The 19,372-nt window shown below is 57.6% G+C and carries 19 protein-coding genes and 2 pseudogenes; 7 read left to right on the top strand and 14 right to left on the bottom strand.

The features are described 5' to 3' along the window. Nucleotides 1-391: 391 nt before the first annotated feature. From Q9R35_RS04485 to merT, 8 genes and pseudogenes are all read right to left on the bottom strand, one after another. Nucleotides 392-1,479, bottom strand: a protein-coding gene (locus Q9R35_RS04485; protein ID WP_311219409.1) for an IS3 family transposase whose coding sequence is annotated in 2 segments (ribosomal slippage) — nucleotides 392-1,227 and nucleotides 1,227-1,479 — 1,089 coding nt in all. Because the reading frame shifts where the segments join, the coding sequence is not laid out codon by codon here. An 89-nt stretch (nucleotides 1,480-1,568) separates the two neighbouring features. After that, nucleotides 1,569-1,856, bottom strand: a pseudogene (locus Q9R35_RS04480) (DUF3330 domain-containing protein); the annotation flags it as partial. 48 nt (nucleotides 1,857-1,904) lie between these two features. After that, nucleotides 1,905-2,141 carry a broad-spectrum mercury transporter MerE gene (gene merE, locus Q9R35_RS04475; protein ID WP_005413392.1) on the bottom strand — a complete coding sequence of 79 codons (237 nt, stop codon included), beginning with the start codon at nucleotides 2,139-2,141 and terminating at the stop codon, nucleotides 1,905-1,907. Continuing rightward, the gene (gene merD / locus Q9R35_RS04470) at nucleotides 2,138-2,503 is read right to left on the bottom strand and encodes a mercury resistance co-regulator MerD (RefSeq protein WP_311219408.1); all 366 of its coding nucleotides are present in this window, start codon (nucleotides 2,501-2,503) and stop codon (nucleotides 2,138-2,140) included. The genes merE and merD overlap by 4 nt, the downstream gene beginning before the upstream one ends. Nucleotides 2,504-2,520: 17 nt before the next feature. Then, on the bottom strand, nucleotides 2,521-4,206 hold the full coding sequence (merA, locus tag Q9R35_RS04465) for a mercury(II) reductase (RefSeq protein ID WP_311219407.1): 1,686 nt from the start codon (nucleotides 4,204-4,206) through the stop codon (nucleotides 2,521-2,523). 38 nt (nucleotides 4,207-4,244) lie between these two features. After that, nucleotides 4,245-4,670 carry an organomercurial transporter MerC gene (gene merC / locus Q9R35_RS04460; RefSeq protein ID WP_000522996.1) on the bottom strand — a complete coding sequence of 142 codons (426 nt, stop codon included), beginning with the start codon at nucleotides 4,668-4,670 and terminating at the stop codon, nucleotides 4,245-4,247. A 27-nt stretch (nucleotides 4,671-4,697) separates the two neighbouring features. Beyond that, on the bottom strand, nucleotides 4,698-4,973 hold the full coding sequence (gene merP, locus Q9R35_RS04455) for a mercury resistance system periplasmic binding protein MerP (RefSeq protein ID WP_004178136.1): 276 nt from the start codon (nucleotides 4,971-4,973) through the stop codon (nucleotides 4,698-4,700). A gap of 13 nt (nucleotides 4,974-4,986) precedes the next feature. Beyond that, nucleotides 4,987-5,337 carry a mercuric ion transporter MerT gene (gene merT / locus Q9R35_RS04450; RefSeq protein ID WP_311219406.1) on the bottom strand — a complete coding sequence of 117 codons (351 nt, stop codon included), beginning with the start codon at nucleotides 5,335-5,337 and terminating at the stop codon, nucleotides 4,987-4,989. Nucleotides 5,338-5,408: 71 nt separating this feature from the next. Between merT and merR the strand changes: the two genes are divergently transcribed. Continuing rightward, nucleotides 5,409-5,843: an Hg(II)-responsive transcriptional regulator gene (gene merR / locus Q9R35_RS04445; protein ID WP_005798840.1), complete on the top strand. Its 435-nt coding sequence runs from the start codon at nucleotides 5,409-5,411 to the stop codon at nucleotides 5,841-5,843. Between the two features lie 194 nt (nucleotides 5,844-6,037). Then, nucleotides 6,038-7,048, top strand: coding sequence for a TerC family protein (locus tag Q9R35_RS04440; protein ID WP_210931554.1), 1,011 nt, complete (start codon nucleotides 6,038-6,040; stop codon nucleotides 7,046-7,048). 426 nt (nucleotides 7,049-7,474) lie between these two features. Here the strand turns inward: Q9R35_RS04440 and Q9R35_RS04435 are convergent, their stop codons facing one another. Continuing rightward, nucleotides 7,475-8,569 (bottom strand): DNA-binding protein, encoded by a 1,095-nt coding sequence (locus tag Q9R35_RS04435; RefSeq protein ID WP_088179101.1) that lies wholly within the window; start codon nucleotides 8,567-8,569, stop codon nucleotides 7,475-7,477. Between the two features lie 468 nt (nucleotides 8,570-9,037). Here Q9R35_RS04435 and Q9R35_RS04430 point away from each other — a divergent pair, with 468 nt between their 5' ends. Beyond that, nucleotides 9,038-9,535, top strand: coding sequence for a 1-acyl-sn-glycerol-3-phosphate acyltransferase (locus tag Q9R35_RS04430; RefSeq protein WP_083651395.1), 498 nt, complete (start codon nucleotides 9,038-9,040; stop codon nucleotides 9,533-9,535). Here Q9R35_RS04430 and Q9R35_RS04425 read toward each other — a convergent pair. Genes Q9R35_RS04425 through nhaR form a run of 3 tightly spaced genes read right to left on the bottom strand, consistent with a single transcriptional unit; the run spans nucleotide 9,522 to nucleotide 11,839 of the window. Then, the gene (locus Q9R35_RS04425; protein WP_311219405.1) at nucleotides 9,522-10,385 is read right to left on the bottom strand and encodes a mechanosensitive ion channel family protein; all 864 of its coding nucleotides are present in this window, start codon (nucleotides 10,383-10,385) and stop codon (nucleotides 9,522-9,524) included. The two genes, Q9R35_RS04430 and Q9R35_RS04425, sit on opposite strands and share 14 nt — an antisense overlap. Before the next feature lie 52 nt (nucleotides 10,386-10,437). After that, nucleotides 10,438-10,902 carry a phosphate-starvation-inducible PsiE family protein gene (locus Q9R35_RS04420; protein ID WP_076097521.1) on the bottom strand — a complete coding sequence of 155 codons (465 nt, stop codon included), beginning with the start codon at nucleotides 10,900-10,902 and terminating at the stop codon, nucleotides 10,438-10,440. Between the two features lie 22 nt (nucleotides 10,903-10,924). After that, the gene (gene nhaR / locus Q9R35_RS04415) at nucleotides 10,925-11,839 is read right to left on the bottom strand and encodes a transcriptional activator NhaR (protein WP_311219404.1); all 915 of its coding nucleotides are present in this window, start codon (nucleotides 11,837-11,839) and stop codon (nucleotides 10,925-10,927) included. 103 nt (nucleotides 11,840-11,942) lie between these two features. Between nhaR and Q9R35_RS04410 the strand changes: the two genes are divergently transcribed. Genes Q9R35_RS04410 through Q9R35_RS04395 form a run of 4 tightly spaced genes read left to right on the top strand, consistent with a single transcriptional unit; the run spans nucleotide 11,943 to nucleotide 16,509 of the window. Further along, entirely contained in the window at nucleotides 11,943-12,284 is a 342-nt protein-coding gene (locus Q9R35_RS04410) for an HPF/RaiA family ribosome-associated protein (RefSeq protein WP_076097518.1), read from the top strand. A gap of 1 nt (nucleotide 12,285) precedes the next feature. Next, the gene (locus Q9R35_RS04405) at nucleotides 12,286-12,870 is read left to right on the top strand and encodes a hypothetical protein (protein WP_076097516.1); all 585 of its coding nucleotides are present in this window, start codon (nucleotides 12,286-12,288) and stop codon (nucleotides 12,868-12,870) included. Between the two features lie 26 nt (nucleotides 12,871-12,896). Further along, the gene (locus Q9R35_RS04400; protein ID WP_076097514.1) at nucleotides 12,897-15,596 is read left to right on the top strand and encodes an HAD-IC family P-type ATPase; all 2,700 of its coding nucleotides are present in this window, start codon (nucleotides 12,897-12,899) and stop codon (nucleotides 15,594-15,596) included. Beyond that, nucleotides 15,586-16,509 (top strand): TerB family tellurite resistance protein, encoded by a 924-nt coding sequence (locus Q9R35_RS04395; protein WP_311219403.1) that lies wholly within the window; start codon nucleotides 15,586-15,588, stop codon nucleotides 16,507-16,509. The genes Q9R35_RS04400 and Q9R35_RS04395 overlap by 11 nt, the downstream gene beginning before the upstream one ends. A gap of 29 nt (nucleotides 16,510-16,538) precedes the next feature. Here Q9R35_RS04395 and Q9R35_RS04390 read toward each other — a convergent pair. Together Q9R35_RS04390 and Q9R35_RS04385 are read right to left on the bottom strand one after the other, a co-directional pair. Then, nucleotides 16,539-16,964: pseudogene (locus tag Q9R35_RS04390) on the bottom strand (PDDEXK nuclease domain-containing protein); the annotation flags it as partial. A gap of 83 nt (nucleotides 16,965-17,047) precedes the next feature. After that, nucleotides 17,048-19,345, bottom strand: coding sequence for a DEAD/DEAH box helicase (locus tag Q9R35_RS04385; RefSeq protein ID WP_311219402.1), 2,298 nt, complete (start codon nucleotides 19,343-19,345; stop codon nucleotides 17,048-17,050). Nucleotides 19,346-19,372: the final 27 nt, after the last annotated feature.

Raw genomic sequence — 19,372 nt, 5'->3', positions numbered from 1 at the left:
CTTAGCCTCGTTAATTCTTGGATTAATCGCCATCTATGAGTGGAAACCAGATCCACCTGACTCAGCTTTTGTGACCATTGGAGGAGCGCTAGGCCCCTACCCATACTATATTTTTGTGTTAATCGGTGCATTGATGACTCTCTATGCTGTGACTAGCGCGATATCAATGAAAAGGAGGCTAAGTGGATACCGTTGAGGAAATAACGCTGATACAGATTAATCATTGACCAAAAAGCGATTTCTGTTTTTCAAAATCAATGATCACTTTCATTACAGACGTCAGACCTGGTGAGACCAATATCCTGACTTCTATCCGTTATTCTCGTTTACTCGTGACTTCTCTCGAAGGCGAGGGTAATCCCCCCATAAACCCTAGCTCTGAGAAGTAGAACTATGCGGCCATGGCCAGCCGCTGTTTAGGGGTGATGCCGCCCAAGGCCATGTTTGGGCGTTCGTGGTTATATTGCCATATCCACTGGGTAGCATAATCTCGCACCTCATCGAGGTTGCGCCAATGGTACTGTGACAGCCATTCGTAGCGCACGGTCCTATTAAACCTCTCGATATAGGCGTTTTGCTGAGGCTTGCCTGGCTGGATGTATTGCAGATGAATTCCTTTGGCTGCCGCCCAGTTTTGCAACGTTGCGCTGATGTACTCAGGGCCGTTATCACAACGAATTACCTCAGGCTTACCACGCCACTGGATGATCTGCTCTAGCGTTCTAATGACGCGCAGCGCAGGCAGCGAGAAGTCCACCTCAATACCGAGTGCTTCGCGGTTGAAGTCATCAATGACATTGAGCAGCCTGAAGCTGCGAGCATCTTCAAGCTGCTCATGCATAAAGTCCACAGACCAAACGACATCACGACTAGCCGGCACTGCCAATGGCTCTGGCTTGTCACGCACCAAGCGCTTAAGCGGCTTGATGCGCAGATTCAACTCCAACTCGCGGTAAATGCGATACACACGCTTGTGGTTCCATTTGAAGCACCTGACGTTACGCAGATACAAAAAGCACAGGCCAAAGCCCCAATTGCGGTTGTTGTCCGTCAAGCGCAGCAGCCACTGGGCAATCTCATCGTCCTCGTGACAACGCAGCGCTTTGTATCGATAGCAAGCCTGACTAATTTGAAATACTTGGCAGGCAGCCCGGATGGACAGGCCCCGTTGCGCAACAGCTTGTTGAGCCATCTCGCGCCTGCGAGATGGCTTCACCACTTTTTTGCGAGTGCCTCAGCAACGACCTCAGCCTTGAGCTTTTCTTCGACATACATCTTACGAAGTCGTGCATTCTCCGCTTCGAGCTCCTTCATGCGGGCCATGAGCGAGGCATCCATCCCACCGAACTTGGCTCGCCACTTGTAGAATGTCGCCGAACTGATGCACAGCTCACGGCAAAGCTCGGGAACCGTCAAGCCAGCTTCTGCGCGTTTGAGGGCATCGATGATTTGGCTGTCTGTAAAACGTGACTTCTTCATAGTAGAGATTCTCCTTGGATATCTCTACTTCTCAAAATGATGGTTTTGCGGGGGGATTACCAGGCGACGTAGCGAAAGCGTGGTTTGTCTCAATTTGACGGCGGCGAACCGCAAGCGTTCGGTTCGCCGCTCGTTTCGGTCGCAGTGCTGGCCCGCGCCTGGAAACGTTGATAACACTCCAGCCCGCAGAAGTGCTCGACGTACTCCGCGCCTTCCGGTGTGAAGGCGGCATCGAGCGGAATTTCCTTGCAGCACACGCAGCAACTGGTGGCGGTCGGATCATTTGCATTCATGGTGGCACCCCTCCATTGACTGACGAAGACGGCGAATGCCGCCGCCGGCATCGGCTTTGCGAACAGAAAGCCTTGCCCGCGCTCGAACGCTTGGGCCCTCCGCCGTAGTCCATCCATCCGGCCGGGAAGCGCTCATGATCTTTCCCTGAATGCCCGCAACGCCCGCGCCAGTGACAGAAGAAACAGGCCGGTCAAACCGAGCGCCGTGATGACCCAATACTCGACAAGGAATGCACCGGCGGTTGTGCCGGCCAGCACGGCAGCGAGGATGGACAGGTGGCAGGGGCAAGTCAGCACGGCCAGCGTGCCCCACAGGTAGCCGGTGAACGGTTTGTGCGTCTCGGCCGGCATGCGCTCGGGGCTGTTCATGGCAAACTCTCCGCATGCTGTGCCGGCGCGGTCGGCATGGCGGCCAACTGCACTTCCAGATTGGCCAACGCTTCGCGCCGGCGTTCGACGAACTGACGCAGCACAGTAAGCTGCGCGGCAGTTTCATCGCAGTTCGCCGCATCCAGCGCCCGGCACAGCCGCGCCAATGCGCCGAGGCCGATGCCCGCCTCGAAGGCGGCCCGCACGAAGCACAGTCGCTGCAAGGCGGCGTCATCGAACAGGCCGTAGCCACCCGTGGTGCAGGCGACTGGCCGCAGCAATCCACGCAGCAGGTAATCGCGCACGATATGCACACTCACCCCGGCATCAAAGGCCAACCGGGACACCGTGTAGGCGTTCATCGAACACCTCCTTTTCCTCATCCGGCACAACACGAAAGCTGCTTCACGTCCTTGCTGAAGGTCTGCGCCGCGAGCTTCAACCCCTCGACCATCGTCAGGTAGGGGAACAACTGGTCGGCCAGTTCCTGCACCGTCATGCGGTTGCGAATGGCGAGAACAGCCGTCTGGATCAATTCGCCGGCTTCCGGGGCGACGACCTGCACGCCGATGAGCCGTCCGCTACCTTCCTCGATGACCAGCTTGATAAAGCCGCGTGTGTCGAAGTTGACAAGCGCACGCGGCACGTTGTCGAGCGTGAGCGTGCGACTGTCGGTTTCGATCCCGTCGTGATGCGCTTCCGCTTCGCTGTAGCCCACGGTTGCTACTTGCGGATCGGTGAACACCACGGCCGGCATCGCGGTTAGATTGATGGCAGCATCCCCTCCGGTCATGTTGATCGCGGCACGGGTGCCGGCCGCTGCCGCCACATAGACGAATTGTGGCTGGTCCGTGCAGTCGCCGGCCGCGTAAATGTGTGGCGTGCTGGTGCGCATGCCCTTGTCGATGACGATGGCACCCTGCGCATTGACGGTGACTCCCGCCGCGTCGAGTGCCAGGCTGCGCGTGTTCGGTGTCCGTCCGGTAGCGACCAGCAGCTTGTCGGCACGTACTTCACCGTGTCCCGTGGTCAGCACGAATTCGCCGTTCACATGCGCGACCTGGCTGGCTTGCGTGTGTTCCAGTACCTTGATCCCTTCGGCACGGAAGGCCGCTGTGACGGCCTCGCCGATGGACGGGTCGTCGCGGAAGAACAGCGTGTTGCGAGCTAGGATCGTGACCTGGCTGCCCAGCCGGGCGAAGGCTTGCGCCAGTTCCAGCGCGACCACCGACGAGCCGATCACGGCTAGGCGTTCGGGAAGGGTGTCGCTGACCAGGGCCTCGGTCGAAGTCCAGTAGGGTGACTCTTTCAGGCCCGGAATCGGCGGCACGGCCGGGCTGGCACCCGTGGCGACTAAGCAGCGGTCGAAAGCTACCACGCGCTCGCCACCATCGTTTAAACGGACGACCAGGCTCTGCTCATCCTTGAAACGCGCCTCACCATGTACAACGGTGATGGCCGGGTTGCCGTCCAGAATGCCTTCGTACTTGGCATGGCGCAGTTCTTCGACGCGCGCCTGCTGCTGGGCCAGTAGTTTGCTGCGGTCAATCGCAGGCACAGTCGCCGCGATACCGCCGTCGAACGGACTTTCCCGACGTAAATGGGCGATGTGGGCGGCGCGAATCATGATCTTGGACGGCACGCAGCCGACGTTGACGCAGGTGCCGCCGATGGTGCCGCGCTCGATCAGCGAGACGTGCGCGCCTTGCTCGACGGCCTTCAGTGCTGCCGCCATTGCCGCGCCACCGCTACCAATGACGACGACCTGCAACGGGCGTTCGTTGCCACTGGGCTTATCAGCGGCCCCTATCCAGCCGCGCATCTTGTCGAGCAGGCCGGCGCGGTTGTCCGTCGGTGGCGCATCGGCAAGCGTTGCCTCGTAGCCCAGTCCGGCCACGGCGGTAGTCAGCGCATCCGATGACGTGCCCGCCTCAATGGCGAGTTGCGCTGTGCCCTTCGGATAGGACACCAGCGCCGATTGCACGCCGGGCACTTTCTCCAAGGCTTCCTTGACGTGAGCCGCGCACGAGTCGCAGGTCATCCCGGTGATTTTCAGGGTGGTCATGTATTTTTCCTTTTCTGTGGTGGCTACGGCTGTTGCCGTCAGCCACGTTGTTCTGGCAATTCACAGCTGTCCGGCCCGCAGCGGCGATGTGCTGGCGAGATGAAATCCCAGACCGACACCCCAACCATCAAGGCCAGGCCGACATAGAGCAGTCCACCGCTCTGCCAGCCGTAAGCCCGCATTAAAAACACCGCTGCCAGCACCAAGATCGGGCCTATCGTGCCGAGCGCCGTGCGTCGCCACTGTCGATGATTGAGCCAAGCGATAGCATTGGCGAGTAACGCGATGCCGGCGAACATCGGCAGCAGGATGCCAATGAATAGCCCCTCGTACTGGCTCAAGAAGCCCAGTCCGATGGCCGCGCCAAAGCTGGCGATGGCAGGAAAACAGGCGGCGCAGCCCATCGCGGAAACGACGCTGCCGAGCGCGCCGGTTTTGCCAGCGATGCGCGTGATGAGTCCCATGTGTCGCTCCCGAGTTCGGTTAACGGATCAGCGTTTGAGGCTGGACGGATAGCCCGCGTCCTCGGTCGCCTTGGTCAACTTCTGGACGTTGGTCTTGGCATCGTCGAAGGTGACGACGGCCTGGCGCTTGTCGAAACTTACGTCGGTCTTGCTCACGCCCTCAACCTTGGAAAGCGCGTGCTTGACAGTGATCGGGCAAGAGGCGCAGGTCATGCCAGGCACGGACAGCGTGACGGTCTGAGTGGCGGCGAACACGGGGGCAACGAAAGCGGCGAGAGCGAGGGAGGCAAACAGCTTTTTCATGATGAACTCCTGATTAGTAGAAAAATGGCATGACGTAGGGAAAACTAAGCGCGACCAAGACCAACACGGCGACGAACCAGAAAATGAGCTTGTAGGTGGTGCGCACTTGCGGAATCGCGCACACCTCGCCCGGCTTGCAGGCTGCGGTCGGTCGGACGATGCGCCGCCAGGCAAAGAACAGTGCAACCAGCGCCGCGCCGATGAAGGTCGGCCGATACGGCTCCAATACCGTCAGGTTGCCGATCCAAGCGCCGCTGAACCCCAAGGTGACCAGAACCAGCGGCCCCAGGCAGCAGGCCGAGGCGAGGATGGCAGCCAGCCCGCCGGCGAAGAGCGCCCCGCGCCCGTTTTGTGGTTCAGACATGCGCGTGTCCTTTCGAATTTAAATTGGATAGCGTAACCTTACTTCCGTAGTCATGTACGGAGTCAAGCAATATGGAAAACAATTTGGAAAATCTGACCATCGGCGTTTTCGCCAAGGCGGCCGGGGTCAACGTAGAGACCATCCGGTTCTATCAGCGCAAGGGCTTGTTGCCGGAGCCGGACAAGCCTTACGGCAGCATCCGCCGCTATGGCGAGGCGGATGTAACGCGGGTGCGGTTCGTGAAATCAGCCCAGCGGCTGGGCTTCAGTCTGGATGAAATAGCCGAACTGCTGCGGCTGGAGGATGGCACCCATTGCGAGGAAGCCAGTAGTCTGGCCGAGCACAAGCTCAAGGACGTGCGCGAAAAAATGACTGACTTGGCGCGTATGGAGTCGGTGCTTTCCGAACTTGTGTGTGCCTGCCACCTGCGGCAGGGGAATGTTTCTTGCCCGCTGATTGCTTCACTGCAAGGGAAGAAAGAACCGCGCAGTACCGACGCGGTGTAGCCAAGGGAACTACGCCTAAGCGTGCTTTATTTTCCGTTTTCTGAGGTGACGTCAACCGTCAGAAAAAACCGTGCGGCCGACTTTTGATAATTCGTGCTATCGCCTTCTGAAAATGACATGTATAATCGCCCGTCCTGTCCCCGTCGTCGTTCTCAAATCTGGGCGACTCTCTGCAACTCACTTCAATGGCGGTCATGCAATCTATCGGCTCTCCACTCATGTGGTCCTTGTTCACGGCTTTTGTGCTGGTCGCACTGCTGGTCGATTTCTTTGCGATGAGCAAACAGGGCGCACACCGCGTCAGCACCCGCGAGGCTGCCATCTGGTCGCTCGTCTGGGTCGGCGTGTCTTTCGTCTTCATGGGATGGCTGTGGTGGCACCTTGGCGGCACCGGAACGGATGAGGCCGCGCGCTCGCTGGCCAATGCCAAATCGCTGGAGTTCCTGACCGGCTACTTGATCGAAAAGGCGCTTGCTGTCGACAACATCTTCGTGTTCTTGATGTTGTTCACCTACTTCGCAGTGCCGGCAGAGTTCCAAAAGCGCGTACTCATGATCGGCATCCTCGGCGCGCTCGTGCTGCGCGCGGTGATGATTCTCGTGGGCGCCTGGCTGATTGCTCAGTTCCATTGGATCCTGTATCTGTTTGGCGCCTTCCTGCTGTTCACTGGCATCAAGATGTGGTGGGCCGCCGGCCAAGAGCCCGACCTGGACAACAATCCAGCTCTCAAGTGGATTCGCAGCCGCTTCAAGATTGCGCCGGACTATGACGGCGAGAAATTCTTCACCATGTTTGGCGGCGTCAGGATGGCCACGCCTTTGCTGGTGGTGATACTGCTCATCGGTATCGTTGACATTGTGTTCGCAGTGGACTCGATCCCGGCCATCTTTGCGATCACGACCGACCCATTCATCGTGCTCACCTCCAACGTGTTTGCGATCCTGGGCCTGCGCGCGATGTACTTTCTTCTGGCCAACATGCACGAGCGCTTCCACCTGCTCAGCTATGGGCTGGCGATCGTACTGGTGTTCATCGGTGCAAAGATGTTGTTGATCGACGTCTATAAGATCCCGGTGGTTTTTTCGCTCGGATTCACCGCAGTCACGCTGGCAGTGACGATGATCCTGTCACTCAAGATTCCGCCCAAGGGGACGCCAGGCGGCGCCTATCCGTTTGATGTGAAGAAGCGGGATGACCAGGCATAAGAACCGACGGACGCGCGGTAGCGTTCGTGACGCGCGCGCATCCTCCATGCTTGACATGAGCCGCCAGCAGCCATGTCGCGCAGCCACGATTGATGGCTCTGCTTTTTCGGATACTTGCATCAGAACAATCTGATTTTCATGATCCCCCGATCACATTAAATTCAACCAGACAGCACAGTCAACAAATCGCAAGGTGTAGAGAGACGATGAACACTCAGGCTCACGGTTTCACTGACAAGCGGGCGCTGCCCCAGAACCTTCGGCGACAGCAGCAATTGGATGCCTGCGATCACGCTGCCAATAACGGCGGCGTGAGCTCACCTACAGCGATGGGATCGTGGGGCAAGCACCCAACCAAATAAACAGCTTATGTAAAGATCTCCATGAGGGTCGGCCGGGAATCATGAAAAATTCCCCGAAAACTGCCTACTCTTCTGAATTAAAAAGCGAATCTTGATTGTCAACGCTATTTTTCTTGGCGTTGGTGCTCTTCGCCTGTGGCGACTGTAATGTCGCGAGCTTTTCAAAGACTTTCTCGTGGCTAGCGGCAACGGCTTTTGCCGCCATCAGTTCGGCTGCCAGCCGCTGCCCCGTTTCCATGCTCTCCCTTAGCTTGCAGAGGTTCGCTTGGTTTTCCTTGTCCAGATCGGACACTCGCCCGTTGGCTTGCGCCAACTGATCCGTCAACTGTTGGATTTTCACCTCGGCAACGGCCAACTGCTCTTTGACCGAGCGCAATGTTCGTACTTCGCCATCGTGTCGATGAAGTTCACTGTGCGCATGGGTGAGCTCGCTTGATAGACGGGCATTGTCCTCATGACTGCGGATGAGTTCTTGCTGTTTCGCGTTTGCCGTTTCCTTGGCATTACGCAACTCCCCCTGCAAGAACTGGATCTGCTGTTCGAACTGGCGCTGATCCTGCTCCCGTTGTTCCTTCGCTGCGGTTCGGAAATGCGCCAGTGCCTCGCGGGCGTGTTGGTGCTTTTCCTCCAGCGACACACGGTGCGCTTCTTCCTTTACCAGTTGCCCTTCCATGTCCTGGATGCGCTGAGCCATTTGTGCCCGAACGATTCTCTCTTCTTGGAGCACGCTTAGTATTTCGCTGTGGGCTGCTTTCTCTGCACCCAACTCCAGGGCCTGGCGTTCAGACTGGCTGCGAAAGGATTCCACTTCATTACGTAATGTGGCGATGGTGTCGTTCAGCGCCGCAATTTCTGCCTTGTGCTTATCGGTCAGAGCCGCCAAACGCTGATCAGCTTCTTCATGCAGGCGTTCTGCGAGCCTGGCAGCCAGATCCTGGATGGCTTCACTGACCGCGACCTGGGTACCGGTACTGCCGCCTTCCTCTTCTTCGATTTCCTTCAGATAGCGGTGAATCGTGCCTTTCGAGCCGGTATCGCCTAACTCGCTGCGAATTGCGTCGATCGATGGGTAGCGCCCCATCGCCAACAGCTTGTTACGCGCTCTGACGACTTCTGACTTGTAGATTCCTGCTCTGGCCATGGCATCCTCGTATTTCATACCGTATTACGTATTACGATATTACATACTAATCAAACGAAGTTCAATGCAGCGAAAGTAGCAAATATAAGACGCGATAATGGTTGATTATTTGTTGTAATACGCAATGGTGACCCCAAAGTCTTGAACATAATTACGAACGGACATTCTGGCTACACTGGAATTCAATATGTTGCGCCTGTTCCAGCTACCCGCAAGAATTGGAAGAAGCTGTCGGTCGTGTCACGGGCGTGCGCGCCGGGACCGAGCGCCTGGTGGTACTGGCCGAAACTCGTACGGCGCAGGATGGCAATGAAGCAATTCGCGCTGAGGTAGAGCAATTGGCTATAGAACTCACCGGCCCACTCTGGGGACTCTGGGTGTGGATGGTTTTCGGCCTCCTGGCACCGGTCTTCTGGGTTGCGATAGCGCTTGCGCCAACGCTCGCCGCGCGGCGTCTCGCCCGAATCGGATCACGCCTTGCCCTGACTGCGACTGGCATCCAGCCACGAGCAATCGGCTGCGCTACCCGCACGTTTCGCTTTTGTTGCCAAACAGGAATTGCTTGCTCACCCGCTGGCCGCGATACCGTTGAAACGCCTAGGCGCAGTTTTCGTTGAGCGCTTTGATACTGTGCGCGGTGTTGAAGACACGCATGCACTGGAGAGGCGGGCTGGAGCAGGCAACGCCCTTGTAGTCTTTGCCGAAGGAACCTTCCGTGAACCGCCCGGTGTATTGCCCTTCCGCATGGGGGCTTTCCTGGCCGCTGCCCGCGCCGATGTTCCGGTCATTCCTGTCACTTTGAGCGGCACCCGCCGTCTTCTTCCTGACCTTAGTCTGTGGCCACGCTACAGCAAATTGACGGTTACCGTCCATCCACCGATCATTCCCGCAGGAGCAAACTGGCACGCAGCCCTTGTACTGCGCGACACCGCGCGGGCAGTCATCCTGGCGCAATCGGGTGAACCGGACGCTACTGTGCGCTGATGTCGCAGTGCGGTTTGGTTAACTGACCCGGTCTCAATATTCGCCAGGTATCGCGAAACACGGCCTGCTCCACTTTCAGCCGCAGATGACTCGGACAGGCCACTCTGATCACGAGCATTAGTTGCTCGGGGTCGGAAAAATCCCACAGAATCTTGTTGCGGCCAGAGGGAAAAGCGATGAAGCTTTCGTCGGAAATTTTGCGGAAATGCGCTTCGGCCTCGCTTTGCCAAGTCTGTGTCGCCTCATCGGCAGCCGCCAGCGCCGCAGATTCCACGCGATCAAGATCCCACATTGCTTCATCGGGGATCGGCATGCGAAACAGATGCAATACGTAATCTCCGGTGAGAGATGTGTTTTTCAAAGGCGTGGTCAGCAACAAGCCATTCGGAAACTCAGCCATCTTGCCGGTCTGCTGCCCGGCATAGCCTAACTCCGCCAACGTCGTGGCAAATATGTCGATGTCGATGACCTGGCCATGAAGTTGGTTGATTTCAATGAGATCACCTACCTTGAACGGCCGGACGAAGGTGATGTAAAGATAGCCCAGCACGCACATCAGCAGTTCTTTGCTGACGATCAGGACGGCCCCGGCAACCGCTGCTAGGGACAGGGCAAAACCGGCAATCGTCGACGCCCAGACCGAGATGATGACGAAAAAAACCAGGAACCAGATGACGTTCCGGGCCCAGACCAGATGCATCCGACGCTTCTCGGCGGAAATTTCCCCTCGCACAAGATAGCGCGCCCAGAGGTGAGAGAGAGCGGCACCTACGGCAATCAGGAAGAAGGTCGCAATGACCCTCTCCCATTGGCCAGGAATGGCGACAAACAGTTCATGCAGCATGGGCATCAACGCGGCGCTCCGGTCAGCCATTGACAGAAGGAATAATGGAGCCTGGCATTCACGAATTCGAGCCTTTTCTCCGGATAACGATCAAGTAGTATCCCACGGACAATGCCAGCGTTACCGCGGCTGTTGCATAGACATGCTCAGCCCCCACCTCGTTGAAGTCCAGCACGATGACCTTGCGAGCAATGGCCATCAGAGCCGTCCCGAGGACAATCTCAACGGCCAGTTGCCGGTTATGGTTGTCTTCGACATAAAGAATGATGTTGTGAAATATTTCAACTGCGATCAGCACTGCCATGAATGCACCGAAGGTTGCGAGAATATCCTTGATTTCAAGCAGCATGAATGGCGGTGCCATCAAGCGCTGGTAAAGCACATAGACCACATCCGCCACGCCCCAGATGATGACCATTACCATGACCGCAGCGAGTACGCGTGCAACTTGGGAGATTACCCTGTTGAAGAAGGACAGTACAGGATCCTGTGTTTGGTGATTTGACTGTTCGTTTGTTTGCATGATGGCTGCCGATTGAGGAAACTCACGTTGTTGGAACTGGCTGGGTGATGCTGGGAAATAATGCTGAACGTGCGGATTCCATGACTGTCATGATCGCCGGGTGAACAACCCGTCGCTCGGCCGTTATGGCCCAGAACCCCTCATGAATCTCATTGACCACGCCGATGCAGCGCGTATTGTAGCGTGTGCATATTTCATCCCTCTGAACGGCGGGCCCCGGGAAAAACCCAGCGCCCGCCTGCCCAAAAGCTTTCATCAATGCACCATCGTCGAACTCGCCCATCAGCCGCGGCACTAAGCGCAGGTCGCTCAACCAGCGATCGATATGACCACGAATAGCGGAATGTCCCCCCGGTAGAAGCAGCGGCGCATCGTTCAGGCATTGCGGAAAATCGCCAAGTTCTGCGCACAAAGACGCCCCCCCGAAAAACGCCAAGGGGCTTTCCCCCAACTTATGGCTGTGCCCGCGGATGGCCAGCCCGGACGGCATCGGACGATCTGCCACGACCATGTCAAGACGCTGCAAGGCCAATTCGGCCAGCAGCATGTCGATAGTGCCTTCCCGGCAAACCAGCCTAACGGACTCAGGTAGTTTGCCAACAGGGGCCAGCAAACGGTATGCGAATGTTTTCGGGACGACGTCCGTGATGCCAATGCGCAGTACCGGGATCGGTTGTCTTTGGCGGGCCGACAATGCCTGCTTCAACTCCCCGCTCAGATGCAGGATTTCATCGGCGTAGGACAGAACCTGCCGGCCCGCTTCGGTAAGTTCCAGGCCACGTCCAGCCGGACGAAACAGCGCCGCCCCGAGGTCCTCTTCAAGATGGCGGATCTGTCCGCTAATGGTCTGCGGCGTGAGATTCAACGTCTCAGCAGCACGGCTGATGCCACCCACCTGGGCAACCGTCCAGAAATACCGAAGATGCTTGAGGTTCATGTGACTGTTCGTTAATTGCCGAAATATTGTTAATAAAAATTCGTGTTTATTAAAGCATTTTTTGCTCCTATCGTGCTCTCATATTCACAACGAAGGAGCAAACATGCAGATCGACATCCGCGCCAAAGGCATCGAAATGAGCGAAGGCTTGCGTGATCATACCGAGCGCTGCCTCAATTTTGGCCTGGATTGGGCCCAGCAAGATGTAGATCGCGTCGTCATCACACTGTCTGACATCAATGGACCGCGTGGTGGCAACGATAAGCGGTGTCAGCTAAGAATACCGCTACCCCGGATGCGCGATGTCGTGATCGAGGAAGTTGCCGATGATCTCCAGATCGCTATCGCCCGATCCGTCGACCGGGCGTCCCGTAGTCTGGAGCGTCGCTTGTCGCGACAGCGTGAGTTCGGCCCGTTGCCGCCATCCTGCCCGACGGAGGACTGAAATGAGCCTTTCCAAACTTTCCCTGTTCAGCATGCTGGCGAGCCGGATTTTTGCAATCAGCCGCCGGACCTGGATTCTGATTTCGGTCGTCATCCTGATGTTCACAATTCTGGCCGTCTGGCTGACGATCAGCTTGGCTGGATGGCTGTTCGGCATGGCTCAGGAGGGGGTTTCGGCTGTGCCGGATGTCGCGCGCAGTGCCGTTCAACAAGTTGAGAAAGTCGTGCCGGGGGCAACCCAGGCCATCGAGGATCTGCGGGCGATCGGTCAAGCGGCGCCGCCTGCCCGCGATGTTTCAGGAACCGACCCGATTCCCGTGGCGCGTTTTCCTGGCCTAGCCCGTACGCACTGGCAACGTGAAGATCAAGGCATCACGGTACGTTACGAAGGAAAGGCTGATCTGGCAGCGGTCCTGGACCATTATGCCAAGGGCTTTGCCGAGCATGGTTATCGACAGGAACTCCTCGCCGCCACACCAAGCGAGGAGCGCCATGATTACCACAAGGGAGAAGAACGTATTGGCGTAACCTTCGTGCAGCAGAAAGAAAACAGGGTTTTGGTAAGCATCACGACTCGGCAGCCATGATTGGCGCCACATAAGGGAGAAACACCATGGCGACACACCAGGCCGACTCTTGGCACGCACAAGCCCATGAACACTGCATTGAGCAACTAGCGGTCAATCCGACCGCCGGACTGAGCAGCGTGGAAGTGATAAACCGCCTAGCCGAACACGGCCCCAACCGCCTGGCGGAAAAGCCACCGCGTTCCGCCTGGTTGAAATTCTTCGACCAGTTCAAGAGCTTGTTGGTGCTGATCCTGATCGGTGCTGCCGTACTGGCAGGTGCGATTGGTGACTTCAAGGATGCCATCGTGATCGGCATCGTCGTGCTGCTCAACGCTGCCCTTGGGTTTTTCCAGGAGCATCGTGCGGAGGCGGCACTAGCGGCATTGAAAAACATGCTGGCGCCCGGCGCCCGGGTGCGTCGCGATGGTCAGATGCAGCAGATCGAGGCGGCTGATCTGGTGCCCGGCGACATTTTGCTGCTCGAAGCCGGCGACCGCATTCCGGCCGATGCCCGGGTGCTGAGCGCGCACAGTGCCGAGGTCGCGGAAGCGGCATTGACCGGCGAATCCCATGCCGTGGCGAAGCTGCCGGATGTGGTGGCGGAATCGGCGGTGCTGGCAGAACGCTACAACATGGTGTTCATGAACACCGTGGTCACCCGGGGCCGCCTCGAAGCCGTGGTAACCGCTACCGGGATGCACACCGAAATGGGGCGCCTGGCCGGTCTGCTGGCCGAGACCGCAGAAGGCGAAACCCCCTTGCAGATTCAACTCGATGGCCTGGGCAAGCGGCTGGCGATCATCGCCACCGTCGTGGTCGGCCTGATGTTCTTCATGGGCCTGATGCGCGGGGATGAACTGATCAAGACCGCGATGACCGCCATCGCCCTGGCCGTGGCCGCCATTCCCGAAGGCCTGCCGGCGGTGGTGACGGTGACGCTGGCCCTGGGCATGCACCGGATGGCCAAGCGTAACGCCATCGTCAAGAAGCTGGCCGCAGTCGAGACTCTCGGCTGCACGACGGTAATCTGCTCCGACAAAACCGGCACGCTGACACTCAATCAGATGACCGCCCGCGCCGTCTACACCCAGGGCCAGCGTTACCTGGTCAGCGGCGAGGGTTACGGCGGTGAAGGCCGCTTCGAAGGCGTCGCCTCCGGCGCGCCAACACTGGGTCATGTCCTGTTGCCGGCGGCCTTGTGCGTCGATGCCCGGATCAAGGATGGCGCCCTGATCGGCGATCCAACCGAGGGAGCCTTGCTGACCCTGGCGGCCAAGGCGGGGCTGCTGCCCGATGAAGTGCTTGAACACCGGCCGCGGATCGCCGAAATTCCGTTCGACTCGGCCACCAAGTACATGGCCACTTTCCACCACGATGGCGACCGAGTCATGATGTGCGTCAAGGGTGCTCCTGACGTGCTGCTGGCGCGCACCTCCTCGTATATCGGGACAAGCGACAGTGCGTTGCCGATCGACGAAGCGATCCGGGCTGCCTTCGTTGCCGAAAACGAGGCGCTGGCCGATCAGGCCTTGCGCGTGTTGGCGCTGGCTGGCCGGGTCATTCCAGCGGCGGATTTCGATCCGGCCGGCGACCTCTTGTTCTGGGTGCAGGACCTGACCCTGAATGCGCTGGTCGGCATCATCGATCCGCCGCGGGCCGAAGCGAAGGAGGCCATCGCCACCTGCAACGCCGCCGGCATTCAGGTGAAAATGATCACCGGCGACCACCGAGCGACGGCTGCGGCCATCGCCCGCGAACTGGGACTCAAGGGCGAAGTTCACGAAGGACGCGATCTCGATGGTTTGAGTCAGGACGAAATTGCCCGGCTGGTCGAAAAGAGTGCCGTCTTCGCCCGGGTCGCGCCCGAGCACAAGATGCGCATTGTCGAAGCCCTGCAAGCCAAGGGCCATGTCGTGGCAATGACCGGCGACGGGGTCAACGACGCGCCGGCCCTGAAAACCGCCGACATCGGCGTGGCCATGGGAATTACCGGCACCGAAGTAACCAAGGAAGCAGCCACGCTGGTGCTGACCGACGACAACTTTGCCTCTATCGTCCGCGCCGTGGAAGAAGGTCGCACCATCTACGAGAACATCATCAAGTTCGTCCGTTTCCAGCTATCGACCAACGTCGGGGCGATTCTCACCGTCCTCGGCGCGCCCTTCCTCGGCCTGGCCACGCCCTTCACTGCCATCCAGATCCTTTGGGTCAACATCATCATGGACGGCCCGCCGGCCATGACCCTGGGTGTCGAACCGGCGCGCTCGGGCATCATGCGCGATACGCCGCGTCAGGCCGATGCCGGCATCCTCTCGGTGCAGCGCCTGTGGCGCATCGGTCTGTACGGTGCGACCATGGCCGTCGGCACGCTCGGCCTCTACGCCTGGGCGATAGAGGCCTCCGGCGAAGCCAAGGCGATGACCCTGGCCTTCACCACCTTCGTCCTCTTCCAGTTCTTCAACATCTTCAATGCCCGTGCCGAACACGGCAGTGCCTTCAACCGGCAGTTCTTCGCCAACGGCAAGCTGTGGCTGGCGCTGGCCGGCGTAGTCCTGCTGCAGATCGTCGCGGTGCATTGGGCGCCGGCACAGGTGATTTTTGACACGGTGGATCTGTCGTTGAACGAATGGCTGCTGGCAACCGCCGTGGCTTCCTCGGTGCTCTTCATTGAAGAGCTACGCAAGTTGCTCGTTTCGCTTGTTTGCCGCAGCAACACCAACGCCACCACCGGACATGAAAGGTAAATCCATAACTCAGGAAAACATCAAGGCCATTCTTGCCATAGCCATTCACGCCGCTTTTGCCGACAGCAACAAGGATGATCGCGAACGGGAGGAAATTCGGCGTATCGCGGAATCCCTGGCCGAACAGACGGCGGCGCCGGATCTCGCCCGTCTGTATCAGGACGTGCTGCTCAAGCGCCTGACGCTGGCGTCGGCCAGTATGGCGGTGGCCGACGCCAGCCAGCGCCAGCTGGCTTATGAAATGGCCTTGTGCGTGTGCGAATCCGATGGCCGTCTGATTGACAGCGAGCGGCATTTTCTCGACGAACTGAAACGCCTGCTGGCATTGACGGCGAGCGAAACCGACCTGATCGAAGGCGAGGCAGACCTGCTTGCCGATCAAGCGAGCGCAGTCATTCCGCTCGCCCCTGCGGCTGGCGCCGCAGCGGTCGCTGCGTCACCAGCCCTGGCGAGCGATGCCGAACTGGACAAATCCATCCTCAACTACGCGCTGCTCAACGGCGCACTCGAACTGCTGCCTCAGTCCTGGGCGTCGATGGCGATCATTCCCTTGCAGATCAAGATTGTTGACAACATAGGCATGAAACTCGCCAAGACGAAATTGCCCAATGCACCTCTTGCCGCTGCCGCAGACCTGTCGGCATCCAATGATGCCAGAATTCGTGTGGATACAGTTCATCAGGTGAAAGGCGAAAGCCTGGACGCTGTTCTCTACATAGCAACCAAAGAACATGTCACGGCCATGCTGGATGGAGTGACCTCAGAGGTAGGACGCATAGGATACGTCGCGGTGACGCGCGCCAGGGACCTCTTGTGGCTGGGCGTTCCAGCCAATTCGCTATCTGAACTACGGCCTAAATTAGTTGCGAGCGGTTTCCAAGAGATTGGCAGGCCCCCTGTTCTCGCCACCTAAACTTACGTGGTCATTAGTTCTGAGACTTGTCAGAGTCTACGGAAGAGTCTTTGTTCTTTTTTAGCGAGCGCGGCTCCACGAGATTCGAGCAGACGCCGCGTGTTCTCCAACTCTTTTTGTAGCAACTCGGCATCCAGCAGCACGGTGCGATAGTTCGCTGCCATCACCTTGGTCGGCAAGCCGTCCAACGCATCTCGCGCCAAAGCATGGCCCTTGTCAGCGCACAGGATCAGGCCCACCGGCGGGTTCTCGTCCGGGTAGGTCCAATGCTCCTTGGCATAATTGCAGTACATATGAATCTGCCCCATATCGGCATGAGTCAGGCGGCTCAACTTCAGGTCGATGATGACCAGACAGCGCAGCTTGCTATGGAAGAACAACAGATCCATCCAGTACCAGGTCCGGTCGATACGCAACCGACGTTGCCGCCCGACGAAGGTGAAGCCTTGGCGTAGTCCAGCGAATTGCGATGTTGGAGTCATCGTGAAACAAAAAAAAGCCCCTCATATTGAGGGGCAAAGTGTAAGGAAAAAATATGCTAAGCGTTGGCCAACAACTGCTTGGCCAACTGGACCTCAATGCTGTCACCAGCATCATTCAGAACATCCAAACCACAATCAGGCATATCCCCTGACGTTGACTGCGTAACAGCGATCTTCTTGGCCATCAGCCTTAAACACTCCACCTGGCTGGAACCTGAGTAGCCCAAGAACACGACCTTGACTGGATGCTTCTGGCCAATCCGCCATGACCGTCTGGCCGCCTGCATTAACGTGTAGACGTTAAAGCCAGACTGCATGAACACAATCGTAGGAAACTCCAGCAGATCCAGGCCAGTCTTGACCAGCTCTGGATTGGTGACAAGGACGTCAATACCCCGCTCCACCTGGTCAGCAACCCAGTCTTCGCGTCGAGCTGCGTCAACAGAAGCACGCAACACAGCAACTTTGAAGCCGTTCATCTCAAGGTGGCTTTTGAGTCGAGCGGTGGTGTCACGTGTACCCGAGTAAATCGAGTACACCAGCACCTTTCTTCCTTGGGCTTTCTCCTGTTTGCACAGATCCAAGAGCTGTTGCTCTTTGGGGGTAAGCTCTGACTCCTGAAAAACAGGCCCTTGCGAAAACAAGACTGCCTTACTTCGAGGGTGCCGGACGGTTTCTGGGCGAAAGCAGCACTCTGGCCAAGCCAGTAGCGTATTCATCACAACCCCAAGCAAGCTATTGTCCTTTTGGGCCAACGCCTTCTTGAGCTCGTACACCAGGTGCTTTGCCATGCGCTGATAGGCCTCATCCTGCGCCTGGCTCATTGGTACGTTAATGAAGTGCTCGTCATAGTCAGGCAAGACGTTCTGGCCAATGTCGCGCAACTTCAGGAAAACGGTGATCGGCACTACATACCGCATAATGCCAACCGGACCAAAGCCAGGAGCTTTACTGGTCCGTACCGTCATCTGCTTACCTTTAGCGGTGCGATGCGATGGGCCAGTACTTTCCTTGTACACGTCTTTGAGCACGCCATGCTCACGCATGAACGCCATAGCTGCGCTTCCCATTGACCCATTACGAGCAGGTTTGAAGCCATCTTGAATCATCTGTGTCGGATTTATTCTCCACAAAAGATGAAACAAGTCATCGGCATAGCCCCCCATCAGTGTCCCAGTGAGCAGCAGTGTTTTTTGGCATTGGCTGGCCAGCACGCCCATGGCTTGGCCTTGGGCTGAGCCCTCATTTTTGTATTCATGGCCTTCATCTACAACCAAAAGACCGAAATACCCACGAGGCAAGTAGCGTTTGATGAACTCAGTGGCTTGATAGCCCCCCTCCCCTATACTGAACTCAAAGGACGCGAGGGATCGCTCCATACGCATGGCCTGCCGATCGGAGAAAACAAGCTCGCCAGACTCATCCATGAGGTTGAGAAACTCATAGACGTTATCGTCGAGCATTCCCCCAAGCAGATCCTCTCCAAAAATCGAGAGCAACTTGCGAGCGGTTTTATCTCCGATCGTCGGCATTTGCTTCAAAGCACCCAACACCAGATCGTGCATGGAGTCGATACGCTTACCTGCACGAATCAACGTCCAAAACGTGCTATCGCAGTGGCTGCATTTGCAGCGTCTATCAGCAAGCATGAGTGCGGCCGCCTCAACGGAGAGCGGCATCATTTCACCATCCGCATTCTCACGTTCGATGGGTTCCATGCAATCAGGGCAGCAAGCAAACCTAAACCGTTGACCATCTTGCAATACCTGGCGAGTCAAAAATGCCGGTTTCCAGTGAAACCCCATGCGCATACGCACACGCCCAAGCACAAAGAACTCTGGCTTGCTGGTTTTCAAACTGAGGGCATTTCGTAACGCCAACAGTTTGCGTAACGTATCCGGCCCGTTCAGAATCCAAACCTTGGCGCCAGGGACGGTGGCCAGAATCTCACGTCGCCACTTATAGACCAGGTGAGGCGGCGAAACGATCAGGGTACGTGGATGCGTACTCTGCATTAAAGCCGCAACACATATGGCCATCATGGTTTTGCCCGTGCCCATATCCGCATTGAGTACCGCGGCCGGTTCATTGTGATCCAACAACAGCTTCACAACGGCGTGTACAGCATGGGCCTGGGCTTCAAATGGCTGACGAGTCAGATTGTCCAGAACGTGTTGCCGCGCACGCCAAACGGGAGTTTGAGTGTCCAGGTCCGGATCGTAAATAGGCGGGTTCTGGCGACGGACTTGCTCCAACAAGCCCTCACCAAACTGATCAATAAAATTGGCCAGAGGCATATGCAGCTCATCGGCATCTTGCTCTAGGGTATCTAGCTGGGGATGTATAGCGCCCATACTGGCTCTCCACAAAAGGGATACGGG

The sequence above is a fragment of the Alcaligenes sp. AB3 genome, assembly GCF_031844565.1.
GTDB classification, from domain to species: domain Bacteria; phylum Pseudomonadota; class Gammaproteobacteria; order Burkholderiales; family Burkholderiaceae_B; genus Alcaligenes; species Alcaligenes faecalis.
The sequence above is the reverse complement of the archived record's forward strand: the minus strand, read 5'-3'. Positions and strand labels throughout refer to the sequence as shown.

Coding starts and splice junctions, on each gene's coding strand:
- merE (WP_005413392.1), bottom strand. CDS start 2,141: ATGAACAGCCCCGAGCGCATGCCGGCCGAGACGCACAAACCGTTCACC.
- merD (WP_311219408.1), bottom strand. CDS start 2,503: ATGAACGCCTACACGGTGTCCCGGTTGGCCTTTGATGCCGGGGTGAGT.
- merA (WP_311219407.1), bottom strand. CDS start 4,206: ATGACCACCCTGAAAATCACCGGGATGACCTGCGACTCGTGCGCGGCT.
- merC (WP_000522996.1), bottom strand. CDS start 4,670: ATGGGACTCATCACGCGCATCGCTGGCAAAACCGGCGCGCTCGGCAGC.
- merP (WP_004178136.1), bottom strand. CDS start 4,973: ATGAAAAAGCTGTTTGCCTCCCTCGCTCTCGCCGCTTTCGTTGCCCCC.
- merT (WP_311219406.1), bottom strand. CDS start 5,337: ATGTCTGAACCACAAAACGGGCGCGGGGCGCTCTTCGCCGGCGGGCTG.
- merR (WP_005798840.1), top strand. CDS start 5,409: ATGGAAAACAATTTGGAAAATCTGACCATCGGCGTTTTCGCCAAGGCG.
- Q9R35_RS04440 (WP_210931554.1), top strand. CDS start 6,038: ATGCAATCTATCGGCTCTCCACTCATGTGGTCCTTGTTCACGGCTTTT.
- Q9R35_RS04435 (WP_088179101.1), bottom strand. CDS start 8,569: ATGAAATACGAGGATGCCATGGCCAGAGCAGGAATCTACAAGTCAGAA.
- Q9R35_RS04425 (WP_311219405.1), bottom strand. CDS start 10,385: ATGCCCATGCTGCATGAACTGTTTGTCGCCATTCCTGGCCAATGGGAG.
- Q9R35_RS04420 (WP_076097521.1), bottom strand. CDS start 10,902: ATGCAAACAAACGAACAGTCAAATCACCAAACACAGGATCCTGTACTG.
- nhaR (WP_311219404.1), bottom strand. CDS start 11,839: ATGAACCTCAAGCATCTTCGGTATTTCTGGACGGTTGCCCAGGTGGGT.
- Q9R35_RS04410 (WP_076097518.1), top strand. CDS start 11,943: ATGCAGATCGACATCCGCGCCAAAGGCATCGAAATGAGCGAAGGCTTG.
- Q9R35_RS04405 (WP_076097516.1), top strand. CDS start 12,286: ATGAGCCTTTCCAAACTTTCCCTGTTCAGCATGCTGGCGAGCCGGATT.
- Q9R35_RS04400 (WP_076097514.1), top strand. CDS start 12,897: ATGGCGACACACCAGGCCGACTCTTGGCACGCACAAGCCCATGAACAC.
- Q9R35_RS04395 (WP_311219403.1), top strand. CDS start 15,586: ATGAAAGGTAAATCCATAACTCAGGAAAACATCAAGGCCATTCTTGCC.
- Q9R35_RS04385 (WP_311219402.1), bottom strand. CDS start 19,345: ATGGGCGCTATACATCCCCAGCTAGATACCCTAGAGCAAGATGCCGAT.